The sequence below is a fragment of the Streptomyces sp. NPDC059256 genome, from assembly GCF_042753785.1.
Classification (GTDB): Bacteria; Actinomycetota; Actinomycetes; order Streptomycetales; family Streptomycetaceae; genus Streptomyces.
Map to the genome: position 1 here is coordinate 190,910 of NZ_JBHYZO010000009.1, position 15,827 is coordinate 206,736.

The 15,827-nt window shown below is 69.2% G+C and carries 10 protein-coding genes; 3 read left to right on the forward strand and 7 right to left on the reverse strand.

Features of this window, described 5'->3' with window-relative positions; translation table 11 throughout:
• Window positions 1-21: 21 nt before the first annotated feature.
• Window positions 22-2,595: a DEAD/DEAH box helicase gene (locus ACFXJL_RS21545; RefSeq protein ID WP_384694706.1), complete on the reverse strand. Its 2,574-nt coding sequence runs from the start codon at window positions 2,593-2,595 to the stop codon at window positions 22-24.
• A gap of 99 nt (window positions 2,596-2,694) precedes the next feature.
• On the opposite strand from ACFXJL_RS21545, the gene ACFXJL_RS21550 reads away from it, so the two are divergent.
• Window positions 2,695-3,486, forward strand: coding sequence for a metal-dependent hydrolase (locus tag ACFXJL_RS21550; RefSeq protein WP_329015152.1), 792 nt, complete (start codon window positions 2,695-2,697; stop codon window positions 3,484-3,486).
• A gap of 165 nt (window positions 3,487-3,651) precedes the next feature.
• On the opposite strand, the gene ACFXJL_RS21555 is transcribed toward ACFXJL_RS21550, so the two are convergent.
• The 4 genes from ACFXJL_RS21555 to ACFXJL_RS21570 form a co-directional block, all read right to left on the reverse strand.
• Window positions 3,652-5,466 carry an ABC transporter ATP-binding protein gene (locus ACFXJL_RS21555; RefSeq protein WP_358879868.1) on the reverse strand — a complete coding sequence of 605 codons (1,815 nt, stop codon included), beginning with the start codon at window positions 5,464-5,466 and terminating at the stop codon, window positions 3,652-3,654.
• The gene (locus tag ACFXJL_RS21560) at window positions 5,463-7,373 is read right to left on the reverse strand and encodes an ABC transporter transmembrane domain-containing protein (RefSeq protein WP_384694710.1); all 1,911 of its coding nucleotides are present in this window, start codon (window positions 7,371-7,373) and stop codon (window positions 5,463-5,465) included. The genes ACFXJL_RS21555 and ACFXJL_RS21560 overlap by 4 nt, the downstream gene beginning before the upstream one ends.
• A 194-nt stretch (window positions 7,374-7,567) precedes the next feature.
• Complete coding sequence (locus ACFXJL_RS21565) at window positions 7,568-9,061, reverse strand: Gfo/Idh/MocA family protein (RefSeq protein WP_384636880.1); 1,494 nt, start codon at window positions 9,059-9,061, stop codon at window positions 7,568-7,570.
• A gap of 157 nt (window positions 9,062-9,218) precedes the next feature.
• Complete coding sequence (locus ACFXJL_RS21570; protein WP_358879871.1) at window positions 9,219-11,417, reverse strand: efflux RND transporter permease subunit; 2,199 nt, start codon at window positions 11,415-11,417, stop codon at window positions 9,219-9,221.
• Between the two features lie 566 nt (window positions 11,418-11,983).
• Between ACFXJL_RS21570 and ACFXJL_RS21575 the strand changes: the two genes are divergently transcribed.
• Window positions 11,984-12,439 carry an SRPBCC domain-containing protein gene (locus ACFXJL_RS21575; protein ID WP_329015136.1) on the forward strand — a complete coding sequence of 152 codons (456 nt, stop codon included), beginning with the start codon at window positions 11,984-11,986 and terminating at the stop codon, window positions 12,437-12,439.
• 93 nt (window positions 12,440-12,532) lie between these two features.
• Complete coding sequence (locus ACFXJL_RS21580) at window positions 12,533-13,795, forward strand: FAD-dependent oxidoreductase (protein ID WP_384694715.1); 1,263 nt, start codon at window positions 12,533-12,535, stop codon at window positions 13,793-13,795.
• 70 nt (window positions 13,796-13,865) lie between these two features.
• Here the strand turns inward: ACFXJL_RS21580 and ACFXJL_RS21585 are convergent, their stop codons facing one another.
• Together ACFXJL_RS21585 and ACFXJL_RS21590 are read right to left on the reverse strand one after the other, a co-directional pair.
• The gene (locus ACFXJL_RS21585) at window positions 13,866-15,110 is read right to left on the reverse strand and encodes a cytochrome P450 (protein WP_358879873.1); all 1,245 of its coding nucleotides are present in this window, start codon (window positions 15,108-15,110) and stop codon (window positions 13,866-13,868) included.
• 287 nt (window positions 15,111-15,397) lie between these two features.
• Window positions 15,398-15,817: a hypothetical protein gene (locus ACFXJL_RS21590; protein ID WP_358879874.1), complete on the reverse strand. Its 420-nt coding sequence runs from the start codon at window positions 15,815-15,817 to the stop codon at window positions 15,398-15,400.
• Window positions 15,818-15,827 lie beyond the last annotated feature (10 nt).

The following is a 15,827-nucleotide window of genomic DNA, read 5'->3' on the forward strand; positions in this document are numbered from 1 at the left end:
GTCAGGTGCCGTCGGGACGGGTCAGAGCTGACCCACCGAGGTGACCCGGACGATCGCCCGGCCCTCCTCGTCGGAGGCCGCCAGATCGACCTCCGCGCTGATGCCCCAGTCATGATCGCCGTTCGGGTCGGCGAAGATCTGCCGGACGCGCCACAGCCCGTGCTGTTCGTCCTCCTCGATCAGGAGCAGCTTGGGCCCACGGGCGTCGGGGCCGGTGCCGAGGTCCTCGTACTCGTCCCAGTACGCGTCCATCGCCTGGCCCCAGGCGTCCTCGCCCCAGCCCGATTCGGCGTCCAACTCGCCCAGTTCGGCGACCTTGTCGAGGGCGGCCAGCTCCACCCGGCGGAACATCGCATTGCGCACCAGCACCCGGAAGGCACGGGCGTTCGCGGTGACGGGACGGACCTGATCGGCCTTCTCCTGGGCCTCCTCGGCGGTCTCCACCTCGGGGTTGGCCAACTGCTCCCACTCGTCGAGCAGACTGGAGTCCACCTGGCGCACCATCTCGCCGAGCCAAGCCGTCAGGTCCTCCAGGTCCTCGGACTTGAGGTCGTCCGGGATGGTGTGTTCCAGGGCCTTGAAGGCGCCCGCGAGATAGCGCAGCACGATGCCCTCGGTGCGGGCGAGTTCATAGAAGGAGGTGAACTCGGTGAATGACAGCGCCCGCTCGTACATGTCCCGGATGACGGACTTCGGGGACACCGGGTGGTCACCCACCCAGGGGTGACTCTTGCGGTAGACGTCGTACGCGTGCCACAGCAGCTCTTCCAGCGGCTTGGGGTAGGTCACCTCCTGGAGCCGTTCCATGCGCTCCTCGTACTCCACGCCGTCGGCCTTCATCAGCGCGACCGCCTCGCCGCGCGCCTTGTTCTGCTGCGCGGCCAGGATCTGGCGCGGATCGTCCAGGGTGGACTCCACCACGGAGACCATGTCCAACGCGTACGAGGGCGACTCGGGGTCCAGAAGTTCGAAGGCGGCGAGCGCGAAGGTGGAGAGCGGCTGGTTCAGCGCGAAGTTCTGCTGGAGGTCGACCGTCAGCCGAACGATCCGCCCCTGCTCGTCCGGCTCGTCGAGCCGCTCGACCACACCGCCGTCCAGCAGCGAGCGGTAGATCGCGATGGCCCGCCGGATGTGGCGCAGCTGGTTGCGGCGCGGCTCGTGGTTGTCCTCAAGGAGCCGGCGCATCGCTTCGAAGGCGTTGCCGGGGCGGGCGATCACGGACAGGAGCATGGTGTGAGTGACCCGGAAGCGTGAGGTCAGCGGCTCCGGATCGGAATCGATGAGCTTCTCGAAGGTGGTGTCGGACCAGGCGACGAAGCCGTCGGGGGCCTTCTTCCGGACGACCTTGCGGCGCTTCTTGGGGTCGTCGCCCGCCTTGGAGAGCGCCTTCTCGTTCTCGATGACGTGCTCGGGTGCCTGGGCGACGACGAATCCCGCCGTATCGAATCCCGCCCGGCCGGCGCGGCCGGCGATCTGGTGGAACTCGCGCGCCCGCAGGGTGCGGACCCGAGTGCCGTCGTACTTGGTCAGCGCGGTGAACAGCACCGTGCGAATGGGGACGTTGACCCCGACGCCGAGCGTGTCCGTGCCGCAGATCACCTTCAGCAGCCCCGCCTGGGCGAGCTTCTCCACCAGCCGTCGGTACTTGGGGAGCATGCCGGCGTGATGGACGCCGATGCCGTGCCGTACATAGCGCGAGAGGTTGCGACCGAACTTCGTGGTGAAGCGGAAACTGCCGATCAAGTCGGCGATCTGTTCCTTCTCCTCCCGCGAACACATGTTGATGCTCATCAGGGACTGCGCCCGCTCCACGGCCGCCGCCTGGGTGAAGTGGACGATGTAGACGGGTGCCTGACGGGTTTCCAGCAGTTCCGTCAACGTCTCGGTGATCGGTGTGCGCCGGTACTCGTACGACAGCGGAACCGGTCGGGTGGCCGAGCGCACGACCGCGATGGGACGGCCGGTACGGCGGGTGAGGTCCTGTTCGAAGCGGGAAACGTCACCGAGGGTGGCGGACATCAGGATGAACTGTGCCTGGGGCAGTTCCAGCAGGGGGATCTGCCACGCCCACCCGCGGTCCGGCTCGGCATAGAAGTGGAACTCGTCCATCACCACCTGGCCGATGTCGGCGTCCTTGCCGTCGCGCAGGGCGATGGAGGCCAGCACCTCGGCGGTGCAGCAGATCACCGGTGCGTCAGCGTTCACCGATGCGTCGCCCGTGAGCATGCCCACGTTCTCGGTGCCGAAGATCTTGCACAGGTCGAAGAACTTCTCCGACACCAGGGCCTTGATCGGCGCCGTGTAGAAGGTGACCTCGTCCTTGGCCAGGGCAGTGAAGTGCGCTCCGGCCGCCACCAGGCTCTTTCCCGAGCCCGTGGGGGTGGAGAGGATCACGTTCGCCCCGGACACCACCTCGATCAGCGCTTCCTCCTGCGCCGGATAGAGCGTGATGCCCCGCTCTTCGGCCCACGAGGAGAAGGTCTCGAAGAGGGCATCGGGGTCGGCATCCGGCGGCAGCTGATCGATAAGGGTCACGCCCCCATCTTGCCTGGCTTCCGCCCCGATGAGGGAACCGGCCGGTGGACGGAAGATCACGAACGATACGCTGACCAGTCAACTGGGCTTGACCAGCAGGAGCGATGGTCGCTGCGGCGGTGGGAACGGCGCGCGAGCGGCGGGGGCGGGGAAAAGATCATGATGGGGCCTGCGCACTCACTGTCGGGAGCCGCGGCGTGGCTGGGGGTGGGCGCGGCGACCGCCGCAGCGGGGCATCCGATGCCCTGGCCCGTGCTCGTCGTCGGCGCGCTGATCTGCGCGGGAGCGGCACTCGCTCCCGATCTGGACCATAAGGCGGCGACGATATCCCGGGCCTTCGGACCGATATCCCGCGGTCTGTGCGAGATCGTCGACAAACTCTCGTTCGCCGTCTACCAGGCGACGAAGAAGCCGGGTGACAAGCGCAGGACCGGCGGTCACCGCACCCTGACCCACACCTGGCTCTGGGCGGTGATGATCGGTGGAGGTGCCTCTGCGCTGGCGGTCACCGGGGGCCGCTGGGCCGTTCTGGGACTGCTCTTCGTCCATCTGGTGCTGGCGGTCGAGGGCCTGCTGTGGCGCGCGGCCCGGGTCTCCAGCGATGTTCTGGTGTGGCTGCTCGGGGCCACGAGCGCATGGATCCTGGCAGGGCTGCTGGACAAGCCCGGCAACGGCGCGGACTGGTTGTTCAGTGCCCCCGGGCAGGAATACCTCTGGCTCGGGCTGCCCATCGTGCTCGGTGCCCTCGTGCATTGCATCGGCGACGCACTGACCGTCTCGGGTTGCCCCATCCTGTGGCCGATCCCGCTGGGCCGGAAGCGCTGGTATCCGATCGGACCGCCGAAGGCGATGCGGTTCCGGGCGGGCAGTTGGGTGGAGCTGAAGGTGTTGATGCCCGCGTTCATGCTGCTCGGGGGAGTGGGCGGGGCAGCGGCGCTCAATGTGATCTGACGCCGACCGGGGGCGCTCCGGTACGACCGTGGCCGTGCCGGTCGCCCGCGGGGGTGATCCTGCGGCCCGTCGGCTCGGAGCTTGACCCGGCCCACAAGCGTGGAGGGACCGCCCGGTGTCCGAGCGGCCCCCCATGATCACGTCCGTGCCCAGCGGCGTCGGCGGTCAGCCGTGCCAGGACCGCCAGAGCGCGGCGTACGCACCATCGGCCGCCACCAGCTCGTCATGGCTGCCCAGCTCGCTGATCCTGCCCTCCTCCACCACCGCGATCACATCCGCGTCATGGGCGGTGTGGAGTCGGTGGGCGATCGCGACGACCGTACGGCCCTCCAGCACACGGGAGAGCGACCGCTCCAGGTCACGGGCGGCCCGTGGGTCCAGCAGCGAGGTCGCCTCGTCCAGGACGAGGGTGTGCGGATCGGCCAGCACCAGTCGGGCCAGCGCTATCTGCTGCGCCTGCGCCGGAGTCAACGCGAGGCCACCGGAGCCGACCACCGTGTCGAGCCGCTCCTCCAGCGTGCTCGCCCAGCCGTCCGCGTCGACCGCGGAGAGCGCCGCCCACAGTTCTGACTCGTCCGCGTCGGACCGTGCGAGCAGCAGATTGTCCCGGAGCGAGCCCACGAAGACATGGTGCTCCTGATTGACCAGGGCCACGTGCTCGCGCACCCGCTCGGCGGTCATCCGGGACAGCTCCGCATCACCGAGGGAGACACTGCCCTTGCGCGGGGCGTAGATGCCCGCGAGCAGCCGACCCAGGGTCGACTTGCCCGCGCCCGATGGACCCACCAGGGCGAGCCGCGTACCCGGGGTGACCGACAAGGACACCTCGCGCAGGACGTCCACCCCCTCGCGATAGCCGAAGTGCACCCCGTGTGCCTGTACGGCGCGCCCGTCGGGTCGAACCGCGCCGTCACCCGCGTCCGGTTCGATCTCCCGCACCCCGACCAACCGGGCCAGGGAGACCTGGGCCACCTGGAGCTCGTCGTACCAGCGCAGCACCAGCGAGACCGGGTCGACCAGCATCTGTGCCAGGAGTGCGCCCGTCGTCAGCTGGCCGATGGTGAGCCAGCCCTGGAGGGCCAGGCTGCCGCCGATCAGCAAGACGGACACCAGGACCGTGGTGTGGGTCAGGGTGATCACCGGGAAGAGCACCGAGCGCAGATGGAGCGTATGGCGCTCCCACGCCGTCCACTCCTTGATCCGCTGGTCGGAGAGGGCGACCCGGCGGGCGCCGAGGCGGTGCGCCTCCACCGTGCGACCCGCCTGGACGGTCTCGGTGAGTGCGGCGGTGACCGCGCCGTACCCGGCGGCTTCGGAGCGGTAGGCGGCGGGTGCCCGACGGAAGTACCAGCGGCAGGTGACGATCAACAGGGGTGCCGCCACCACCACGGCGAGGGCCAGCGGAGGTGCGGTCACGGCGAGGCCGCCGATCAGCACCGCCGCCCACACCGCGCCGATGGCGAGTTGCGGAACGGCCTCCCGCATGGCGTTGGAGAGCCGGTCGATGTCGGTGGTGATGCGGGAGAGCAGATCACCGGTACCGGCGCGCTCCAGCACTCCCGGAGGCAGGCGCACGGACCGTACGAGGAAGTCCTCGCGCAGATCGGCGAGCATCTCCTCCCCGAGCATCGCGCCGCGCAGTTGCATCATCCGGACGAAGACGGCCTGGATCACCAACGCGACGGCGAACAGGGCGATCGTGCGCGTCAAGGGGAGCTCCCGCACCCCGTCCGTCAGCTTCTGCACGGCGGAGCCCAGCAGATAGGGGCCCACCATGGAGGCGATCACGGCGAGGGTGTTGAAGAGGACCAGGGCGCCGAAGGCCCGTCGGTGCCTCCGCAGCATGCGCCGGCCGTACGCCCGTACCGTCGTACGGCCGGCGACCGGGAGGGTTGCCGCCGACTCCGGTGCTGCCGGGTCGAACTCCGGCGGCACCGGCCGGAAGATCGTCGCTCCGGTCGTATCGGTCGTATCGGTCATCTGGATTCCTCGTTCCCCCCGTAGGCGCGGTGCTGCGGCGACGGACCGGTGTCGAGCGGCCCGCGGATCTTGCCGGTGCGCTTCTTCATCGCCGCCGCGGTGAAGCCGTCGGTGCCCATCGCGGCCAGTCGTTGTTCGATCTCGTCCTGTGTCTCCCGGGTGACCACGGCCCGATAGCGCGGCTCGCTGCGCAGGAGTTCACGGTGGGTGCCGCACGCCACCGCCTGGCCCTCGTCCACCAGGACCACGCGGTCGGCGAGGTCGAGCAGGAGTGGTGAGGAAGCGAAGACCACGGTGGTGCGCCCGGCGCGCAGGCGTTTGATGCCGGCCGCGACCCGGGACTCGGTGTGGGAGTCGACGGCTGACGTCGGCTCGTCCAGGACGAGCACCTCGGGGTCGGCCACCAGGGACCGCGCGAGCGCGAGCCGTTGGCGCTGTCCCCCGGAGAGGGATCTGCCGCGTTCGGTGATGCGTGCCTCCATGGGGTCCTCACCGGTGTCCCCGCCGGCGAGGGCGAGGGCGGCGAGGGCATCGGCGCAGTGGGCGGCTTCGAGCGCGGCGGCGGCGGACACCCGGCCGGACGAGGGCACGTCGAGCAGTTCCCGCAGGGTGCCGGACAGCAGTACCGGCTCCTTGTCCTGGACCAGGACGTTCGTACGGGCGCGAAGGAGCGGCAGCCCATCCAGGGCCGCTCCGCCGAGCAGTACGGAATCGTTGGTGTCATCGGTGGCCGGATGCCCGCCGAGTCGTTCGGCGAGCCTTCCGGCGAGGTCTGGGTCGCCGCAGACGACGGCGGTCAAAAGGCCCTCTGCGGCGAGGATCCCGCTGACGGGATCGTGGAGGTCGCCGCCGAGGGGGCGTTCCGAAGGGTCGGATTCTACGGGGGCCGCCGATGCCGGGGCGGCGTCGACGGTGCGGCGCAGCGCCAACACCCGCGCCGCCCTCTCGGCCGATGGCTTGGAGTAGGAGTAGGCCATGGCCATCTCCGCGAAGTTGCGCAGTGGATGGGCGGTGAGCAGAACGGCGCTGTAGACGGTGATCAGTTCACCGACGGCGATGTGTCCGTCCAGGGCCAATTGCGCCCCGTACACGACGACCGTCAACAGGAGGGCGCCGGGGAGGAGGACTTGGATCGCCGAGATCAGGGCCCACATGCTGGCACTGCGGACCGAGGCGCCGCGGACGTCCTGGGAGGCCCTGCGGTAGCGGCTGAGGAAGAGGTCTTCGCCGCCGATGCCACGCAGCACCCGCAGCCCGGCGACGGTGTCTGCGGCCAACTCCGTTGCGTAACCGGCCTTTTCGCGTTGGTGGTCCGCCCGACGGGTGGCTATGGGCAGCAGGGGCAGTACGGCCACTGCCAGCACGGGCAGGCCGATCGCCACGATGATGCCGAGGGAGGGTTGGTAGAGGGTCAGTCCGGTGCCGATGGCGAGGAGGGCGATGGCCGCCGCGGCGAATCGTGAGAGCGCTTCGACGAACCAACCGATCTTCTCCGCGTCCGCGGTCGAGATCGCCACCACTTCACCGGCCGGAACACGGCGGGTGAGCAGGGAGCCGAGCTCTGCCGTGCTGCGGGAGAGCAACTGTTGGATGCGGGCGGCGGCAGTGGTCCAGTTGGTGATGGTCGCCCGGTGGACCATGGTGTCACCGAGCGCGATGACCACGCCCAGCAGGAGGAGCAGTCCGCTGGCGTACGCCAGTCGTGTCCCGGAGCCGTCCACCACGGCCTGGACGGCGAGGCCCACGCCCAACGGCAGTGCGGCCACGCCCAGTTGGTTGACCAACGCCCAGCCGAGGCCGGCGAGTTGGCCGCGCCACTGGCGACGGCCGAGCCAGATCAACAAGCGGGTTCCGGACCGGACGTCTGGGTCACCTGGGTCAAGATACGGAAGGTCGCGAATTTGCATGACGTCCCAGCACAAGTCGAGGTTGGTGCACGCGGCAAGGCTCGCCGTACTGACGCCCAATAGGCAAACTCGTTCATTAACTGACAGGACAGAACACGCCAGAACCCGGTGCGCGGAAGCACCGGGTCCACTCGACGACTGGGCCGATACGTAGGCGATCTCCCCCTGCCTACGGAGTGTGTTGACCCATCGGATCAGCTCGAAGGTTTGACCGAATCCACACCGGTGCGAGGCTTCTTCCACTCCCCGCGCGTGAAGTCGGGAATAGGCAGTGGTGTGCCCTTGGCCCGGATCGAGGTGTGACTGAGCGGTACGGGAGCCGTCCAGGTGGCCGCGTCGTACACGTCGAAGTCGGGCACCAGACCCAGCTGCATGCACTGCATCAGACGAAAGATCATGATGTAGTCCATGCCGCCGTGACCGCCGGGCGGGCTGGAGTGCTCCTTCCACAGCCAGTGGTCCCAGTCGGCGTACCGAGCGAAGCTGCCCCACTGGTGGTTGGTGTGATCGGGCTCGACGTAGATGCGCGCGGGATAGTCCTCGAAGACGCCCTTGGTGCCGCCGAGGCTGTTGATGCGGCTGTAGGGGTGCGGAGTGGACACGTCGTGCTCCAACCGGATCACCCGCCCCCGAGCCGTGCGGAGCATGCTGATCGTCCGATCGCTGCTGATGTACGACTCCTTCCAACTCGGGTCACCCGCCGGCATGTTCGCCTCGCGGTACTCCGCGAGGCCCAGCGCGGGGGTCCCGAAGCTGGAGATGCTCACCACCCGGTCGCCGCGGTTGACGTCCAGGTAGTTGGCCACCGGGCCGAAGCCGTGGTTGGGGTAGAGGTCGCCGCGCAACCGGGTGTGCCACTGCCGCCGCCAGGGACCCTCGTAGTAGTCCGGGTCGAACATCAACTGGCGCAGGTCGTGGTTGTAGGCGCCCGCGGCGTGCAGCAACTCGCCGAACTTGCCCGCGTGCGCCATGCGCAGCACCCGCATCTCGTTCCTGCCGTAGCAGCAGTTCTCCAGCTGCATGCAGTGCCGTCGGGTGCGCTCGGACAGATCGACGAGCTCCCACAGCTCGTCGAGGCGCATGGCGACGGGACACTCCACACCGACGTGCTTGCCGTTCAACAGCGCCGACTTCGCCATCCCGAAGTGGGCTTCCCAAGGGGTCGCCACATAGACGAGGTCGAGATCGCCGCGGCGACAGAGGTTCTCGTAGTCCTCCTCGCCGTGGGAGTAGACGGCCGGGGCCGGCTGGCCGGCCGCCAGCACCTTGGCCGCGGCCCGTTCCGTCTTGGCCCGCACCGGGTCGCACAACGCCCGCACCTGGACGCCGGGCAGGGCGAGGAAGAGGTCGATCATGCTGCTGCCGCGGTTGCCGAGACCGATGATCCCCACTCGGACCGTGCTGCGGCGCTCGAACGGTACGCCCACCATGGTGCGGCCCGTACGGGTGGGTGTCCCGGTCGTCTCAGCCGTGCCTGCTGCCCCGGCGCCTTCGGCCGCTGCCGCAGCAGCGGCCGTCCCGGTCCCCAGGGCGCCGAAGGCGATTCCCGCACCGGCGACTCCCGCCGAGGTCCGCAGCACGGAGCGACGGCTCGGCGGGCCGTCGGGGCCGCCCGCGGTGGCGTCGGGCAGCTCGCCCGGGGTTTCGAGGTGGTTCCCCTCGGTGGGGAAAGGTGCTGCGTCGTTCATCGAGCCTCCACGAGAGCTGATGGTGCGCTGCCGGTCATCTCGACCTCGTGAAGGACCCTGGCCGCTGGGACGCACGGTGCGCAAGAGCCCCGTTTGGACTCTTGCGCACCAACCCATGGACTCTTATGCCGTCCCATGACGGCACGTCATCCGTGCCTCAGCCGACAGGAGCGGCCACAGGCTCGCGCGGCTCGGACTCGTCGCTGACGACGGGGGATTCGCTCTTCGAGCGGTGCGGGAAGACAGCCTGGTGGAGCTTGCGCAACGGCGCCGGCGCCCACCATGCGGCAGCACCGAGCAGCGCCATCAGCGAGGGCACCAACAGCGCCCGGACCAGCGTTGCGTCCAGCAGTACGGCGAAGGCGGCACCGAGCCCCAACTCCTGGATGAACACCAGTCGGGACAGCGCCAGCGCACCCACGGGCACACAGAACAACACGGCGGCGGAGGTCACGATGGATCCGGTGCGCGACAGCCCGTACGCCACCGCGGCCCGATCGTCCATGCCCTGCGCCCGGGCCTCCTTGATCCGACTCAGCAGGAAGACGTTGTAGTCCGTCGACAGACCGAAGGCGAGGGCGAAGACCAACAGCGGAGTGGTGGCCTCCAGACCGTTCTGCGGCGAGAAGCCGAGGTTGCCGTCCTGGAACACCCAGACCAGGAATCCAAAGGCGGCACCGGTCGACAGCAGGTTCATCACCAGTGCCATCAGCGGCAGCACCACGGCACCGGAGAACGCGAACAGCAACAGCAGGGTGACTCCCGCCAGGATGGCGGCGGCGAGCGGCAGACTGTCACCGATCGTCGAACGCTGCGCCAGGAAGTCGGCGGTGACGCCGGTGTAGGCGGCGGAGTAGGGCGCCTTCAGGTCCTGTACGGCGTCGACGGACTCCTGTGCCGTGTCGTCGAGCGGGTTGCCCGCCACCACGGCGTCGATCTCCCAGTGCCGGTCGTCCAGCTTGAAGGGCGCCGCCACGGCTTCCACCCCGGGCACGTCCTTGATCCGTGCGACATAGTCGTTCAGCCGGGAGTTGTCGGGCGCGGAGTCACCGGTGGCCAGCACGATCTGGAGCGGTGCGGTACCCGCGTCGTCGTACTCCTTCTCCAGGACCGCGGCCACCTGGCCTGCGCTGGTCTCCTTCGGCAGGAGGGCGGGGTCCACACCGGTGAAGCGCACCCCGGCGAGCGGGGAGGCGATGAGCAGCAGGATCGCGGTGGCCACCACGGCGAAGATGCCGGGGCGCCGCATCACCGCCGAGGCCATCCGGTGCCAACGGCCCTCGGTCGCGGCAGCCGTGCCAGCGGAGCGCTGCCAGCGGCGCGGGGCCAGCGAGTTGATGCGGTGACCGAGCACGGCGAGCAGCGCCGGCAGTCCCACCAGTGCGAACAGTGCGGCGGACAGTACGGTGATCACACCGGCCAGGCCCATCGAACGCAGATAGGGATGGGGGAACGCGGTCAGCGCGGCCAGGGCCGCGGCCACGGTCAGAGCACTGAACAACACCGTCCGGCCGGCGGTGGCGACCGTCAGTCGAAGCGCCTCCCCCCGATCCTTGTCGGCGGCCAACTCATCGCGGAACCGCGAGACGATCAGCAGCCCGAAGTCGATCGACAGACCGAGCCCCAGGGCGAACGACAGGCTCATCGCGCCGGCGGAGACGTTCATGAAGTCGGTGGTCAGCCGCAGGCCCGCCATGGTCAGCAGCAGCGAGACAAAGCCGCCCAGCAGCGGTACGAACGCTGCCACCAGCCCACGGAAGACCAGGAAGAGCACCACCAGGATGATGGGTGCCGCGATCAGCTCCGCATTGGACACGTCCTCGTCGGACACCTTCGCCACCTGCACATGCCCGGGGGTGGAACCACCCAGCCAGGTGCGGTCCTTCAGCACGGGATCGTCCTTGATGGCCTCCTGGATGGCCTTCTCGGCGTCCACGCTCTCCTGGTACTCCATCGTGCGGACGGCGCCGACCACCACCGTGCTGCGCCCGTCCTTGGAGATCAGCCCGGTGCCTGCGGCGGACGAGTAGTCGATGACGTCCTTGACCTCGGAGCGGGAGCGCAGCAGCTCGCCCGCGGCCTTCACGGCCGCCGGCGGGGCGGCACCGGGCTTCAAGGACTCGTCGGTGCGCACCAGCAGCAGATAGCCCTGCTGCGGGTCGACGCCGGTGGCCTTCGCGATCGTCTCGCGCGCCACGACATTGCCGCCACCCGGGTCGTCGTAGTCGGACAGACCGTTGGAGAGCTTCTCGGAGACGCTGCCGCCGTAGGCGGTGGCCAGCACGGTGACCAGGAGCGCCAGTAAGAGTACGGCGACCCTTCGGCGGTGGAGGGCCGAGCCCAGAGCGGAGAACATGGCTTCCTTCCTTCCATCGGACCGACCACCGGGGCCGGCACGGAGGAGGGGGTGGGGACGAAAGGGGCGCGCGGACGGCTCGTAGGGAACTCGCTACCGATGGGCGGAGCGCATACGGCCCGCGCAGCGTCCATCGTCCGGCAAGCCACTGGAGTTCCACTGAAGCGGCCAGGGAGAGGCTGGGGGTTGGTTCTAAGGGATCGCTGTAGCGACGCGTTCCGGGGGCGGCGCAGGCATCGGCGCGCAGGTAGCGTCCCTGGGGAAGGGCGCTCCCGGTGCCGTCCTCCGATCGGATGCAGCAAACGTGACCGGGGGATGGCCAACGGCCGGCACCGCGATCCCGCCGAGCCGCCGCTCGGACCTGCGCACAGCCATCTGCACTGCCAACGGCCCAGCCACCTGCACCGTCAACCGCTCGGGGCACCTGCACTGCCAACCGCCCCTGGCACCTGCACAGTCAATTCGCACGAACGTCTGCACGAACGTCTGCTCGGGCGCCGGCGCCGATGTCCGCACCGATGTCCGCATCGCATTCGCTCGTACCACCCGCTCCGGAAAGGGCTCCCATGCGTCGCATCTCGTCCGCCGTCCACATTGCCGCCACCCCCGACCAGGTGTGGGGCGTGCTCACCGACTTCGCACGGTTCCCCGAGTGGAACCCCTTCCTGATCGCGGCCGAGGGGCGGCCGGTGCCCGGTGCCCGACTCACCCTGCGGCTTCGACTGCCGGACAACGGACGGGAGATGACGTTCACCCCGACCGTGCTGGAGAGCCGGCCCGGGCGGCTGCTGCGCTGGCGCGGCAGGCTCGGAGTGCCGGGTGTCTTCGACGGTGTCCACACCTTTGAGCTGAGTGCTCAGCACCAGGGCACCCAGGTCCTCCAGAGCGAGGTCTTCAGCGGATTCCTGGTCCCCCTGTCCGGGTCGATCATCAATCCGTCGGAGCGCGGCTTCACCGCGCTGACGGACGCGCTGAAGGCCCGCGTCGAGTCGATCCACGCACCCGTCAGCCCCGGCGAGTGAACAGGCGCCGTGGCCGTTCGTCCGCAAGGAGAGCTTTAGCCCCCCATTCGACGATCGGCCGACCATGACTCCCGCTGGAGAGGCAGCAATACGATGACAGCAGCGCTGACCGCACAGGTGTGCGTGGTCGGAGGAGGGCCGGCCGGGCTCACGCTCGCCATGGAGCTGGCCAAACGCTCCGTTTCCGTGGTGGTACTGGAGCAGAGCGGGCACTTCAACCGGTCGTTCCGCGGCGAGTCGGTCTCACCCGACTCGGTATGGCTGCTCGACCAGTTGGGGCTGCTCGACCGGCTCGACGGCGAGTACGCCCAGATGCACCACATGGAGATCATCGACTCCGGTCACACCGTGATGCGGACCGACTTCTCCGACTACCACTACCCCCACCCCTACCCGGTGGAACTCCCGCAGCCCGCGCTGCTGTCCGCGCTCGCCGCCGCAGGCCGGGAGCACGAGGGGTTCACCCTGTTGCAGTCGGCCACGGTCGTGGGGCTGCTGCGCGAGAACGGCGAGAACGGCGCCGTGACCGGTGTGCGCGCCCGTACCCCCCGCGGTGAGATCACCGTCAATGCCGCGCTGACGGTGGCTGCCGACGGCCGGTTCAGCAAGGTCCGCGAGATGTCCGGCCTCCCTTACGAAAAGCTCCCGTTGGACCGGGACGTCATCTGGATGCGGCTCCCCTTCCCCGTCGAATGGGACAGCAACACCTATCGCATCCGCATCCGAGGCGGCGAGCACGGACTGTTCATCCCCACGCATCCCGACAGCGTGCGCGTCGGCCTCAACATCCCCAAGGGTGGTCTGCGCGACCTGCGCGCGCAGGGCCTCTCAGCACTCCACGAACGACTCGACCGACTCGCCCCCGAACTGTCGGACACCGTCCGCAGCCAGGTGCGCAGCTGGTCGGAGACCTCCATGCTCGACATCTTCACCACCGTGGTGCCCCGCTGGTCGATGCCCGGTCTGGTCCTGATGGGCGACGCCGCGCACACACTCACCCCGATCCTGGGACAGGGCGTCAACCACGCCATCATCGACGCCGTCACCCTGGCGCCCCTGGTGGAGGGCGCCTTCGCCGCCGGCGGGTCCACGGCCGAGCTGACGACGGCCGCGGCTGAGTTCCAGCGCGTCCGGGAGGAGGCGGTGCGCCGCTCCCGCGGGCTCCAACTGCGCCAGGAGAAGCTGTTCGCGCTCGACGGCAAGTTCGGGGGTGCGCTGCGCCGGGCGCTCTACCGTGTCGTCGACGGCAACCGGGCGCTCCAACACCGGGTACTGGCCCGGGCCTACTTCCAGGTCCAGCAGCCCGGCCCCATCGTTGCCCGCAAGGTCTCCCAAAGCCCGAGCCCCCGCGTCTGACGCCGTACGACACACCGCTGCCCGGGTCCCCGCCGAAGGGACCCGGGCAGCGGCGTTCAACGGCTCCACGTCACCAGGTGACCGGCATGGCGCTCAGCGCGTGGACCATCATTCCGCTGGTCATCTTTAGATTGCTCACGTCGTCCGCGAGCGCCAGGTTCGGGAACCTCTTGATCAGCGAGGAGATCGCGATCTGGAGCTCGGCCCGCGCGAGGGCCGCGCCGAGGCAGAAGTGGGCGCCGTGGCCGAACGCGAGATGGGAGCTGGCCGTGGGTCGGGACGGGTCGAAGTCACCGGGCGTGGCACCGAAGCGGTCCGGGTCCTGGTTCGCCGAGCAGACCGCGGCGATCACACCACTGCCCGCGGGAATGGTGGTGTCCGCTATCTCCACGTCCTCCAGGGTGATGCGGAACGGTCCTCCGTCACCGATGGGGTTGAGCCGCAGCAACTCCTCCACGACATGGTCGATCGTCTCCGGGTTCGCGCGCAGCGCCGCCAGGTACTCCGGGTGGCGCAGCAGGGTCAGAACACAGGTGCCGATCATGCTGACGGTGGTCTCGTGCCCCGCCACCAGCAGGGTGATCCCCATGGTGATCAGCTCGATCTCGCTGAGCCGCTCGCCGTCCTCGTCGTGGACGGACACCAGCGCACCCATCAGATCGTCCGAGGGCTCCTCACGCTTGCGCTGCACCAGCTCGCCGAGGTACTGCACCATCGACATCCGCTGTTCCATCACCTCTTCGGCCGTGTGCGAGGTGAGCGAGACGAATGCGTCGGACCAGCCGCGGAAGCGGTCACGGTCCTCGAAGGGAACGCCCAGCAGCTCGCAGATGACCATCACCGGCAGCGGGAAGGCGAAGGCAGGATTGAGATCGACGGGCGGGGCGAGCTTCTCCATCTGGTCCAGCAGCTCGTCCGTCATCTCCTGGATGCGCGGACGCAGGTTGTGCACCCGGCGCGCGGTGAACTCGCGCGACACCAGCTTGCGCAGTCGGGTGTGCTCGGGCGGGTCCATGGTGAACAGGCTGCCGCCCATGGGCGGGGCGGCCGTCAGCCGCGGAGCGCCCTCGGCGAGCATCGCCGCCCGGCTGAACCGCAGGTCCGACAGGACGGTACGCACGTCGTCGTACCGGCTGACAACATAGCCGTCGTCGCCGCTGGGCAACCTGACCTTGGCCACCGGGCACTCGCCGCGCAGCTTCTGGTAGACGGGCGGTACCTCGACCGCGGAGGGGCGCGGGAAGGGGTATGCGAGCTCGGTTTCGGTCTCGGTCGGTGACTCGACCGGGGCCGAGGTCGGCGAGGCGGTGTCCATCGTGTGGCCTCCACGGGATTCGGTAGACGAACGGGGACTGCGCCCCTGTCAGGCGAGCGTCCCAGTGGTGGCTTGTGCCCGGATTAAGAGCGACTGGATCGCTCGGCCGCGGCCCCCACCCTCTACCCCTCCACCCCTCTGTGCCGTCCCACCGTCCGCGCCCATGACAACAGGCCCGCACTCGAGCCCACGAGAACAGGCCCGCACCCGAAAGGGGTGCGGGCCTGAGTCCGCTGCCGGGTCGGCCTCGGACATGAGCCGGCGCGCGTGTGCTGCCGGGTGCGCCGTCAGCGCACCCAGCCGTCGGCGGTGCGCTGGCCGAAGCCCATCGCCCGGGCGATGGCGATGTTGGTCAGCCACGACATGCCGAACGTGAAGGGCGCCGCGATGTCCTCGGGCGCATCGCCGAGGAACGAGAAGACGACCATGATGGCGAACGGGATCAACGGCTGGTGCAGCAGGTTGTACAACGGCACAGCTCTGCGGGGGAGTTGGCCCGGTTGGTGCTCCTGCCCCAACCCGGCGATGCGCGACAGGTCGGGGAGTACCGCGCCCAGTGCGGCGGCCGGAATCACCCAGCCGGTGTGCTTCACCACCTCGAAGACATCCCAGATCAGGAGCAGCCCTCCCAGAACCCCCCAGGCGACCCGTACCGAGCCGGACGTCGAACTTCTTCTTGCACCGGTTCGGTCGGTCATCATCACCATGCGTTTCTCC

Excerpts from the sequence above, each read along its gene's own strand:
- ACFXJL_RS21555 (WP_358879868.1), bottom strand. The coding sequence starts at position 5,466 with ATGACCGATACGACCGATACGACCGGAGCGACGATCTTCCGGCCGGTG.
- ACFXJL_RS21590 (WP_358879874.1), bottom strand. The coding sequence starts at position 15,817 with ATGGTGATGATGACCGACCGAACCGGTGCAAGAAGAAGTTCGACGTCC.
- ACFXJL_RS21580 (WP_384694715.1), top strand. The coding sequence starts at position 12,533 with ATGACAGCAGCGCTGACCGCACAGGTGTGCGTGGTCGGAGGAGGGCCG.
- ACFXJL_RS21585 (WP_358879873.1), bottom strand. The coding sequence starts at position 15,110 with ATGGACACCGCCTCGCCGACCTCGGCCCCGGTCGAGTCACCGACCGAG.
- ACFXJL_RS21560 (WP_384694710.1), bottom strand. The coding sequence starts at position 7,373 with ATGCAAATTCGCGACCTTCCGTATCTTGACCCAGGTGACCCAGACGTC.
- ACFXJL_RS21565 (WP_384636880.1), bottom strand. The coding sequence starts at position 9,061 with ATGAACGACGCAGCACCTTTCCCCACCGAGGGGAACCACCTCGAAACC.
- ACFXJL_RS21570 (WP_358879871.1), bottom strand. The coding sequence starts at position 11,417 with ATGTTCTCCGCTCTGGGCTCGGCCCTCCACCGCCGAAGGGTCGCCGTA.
- ACFXJL_RS21575 (WP_329015136.1), top strand. The coding sequence starts at position 11,984 with ATGCGTCGCATCTCGTCCGCCGTCCACATTGCCGCCACCCCCGACCAG.
- ACFXJL_RS21550 (WP_329015152.1), top strand. The coding sequence starts at position 2,695 with ATGATGGGGCCTGCGCACTCACTGTCGGGAGCCGCGGCGTGGCTGGGG.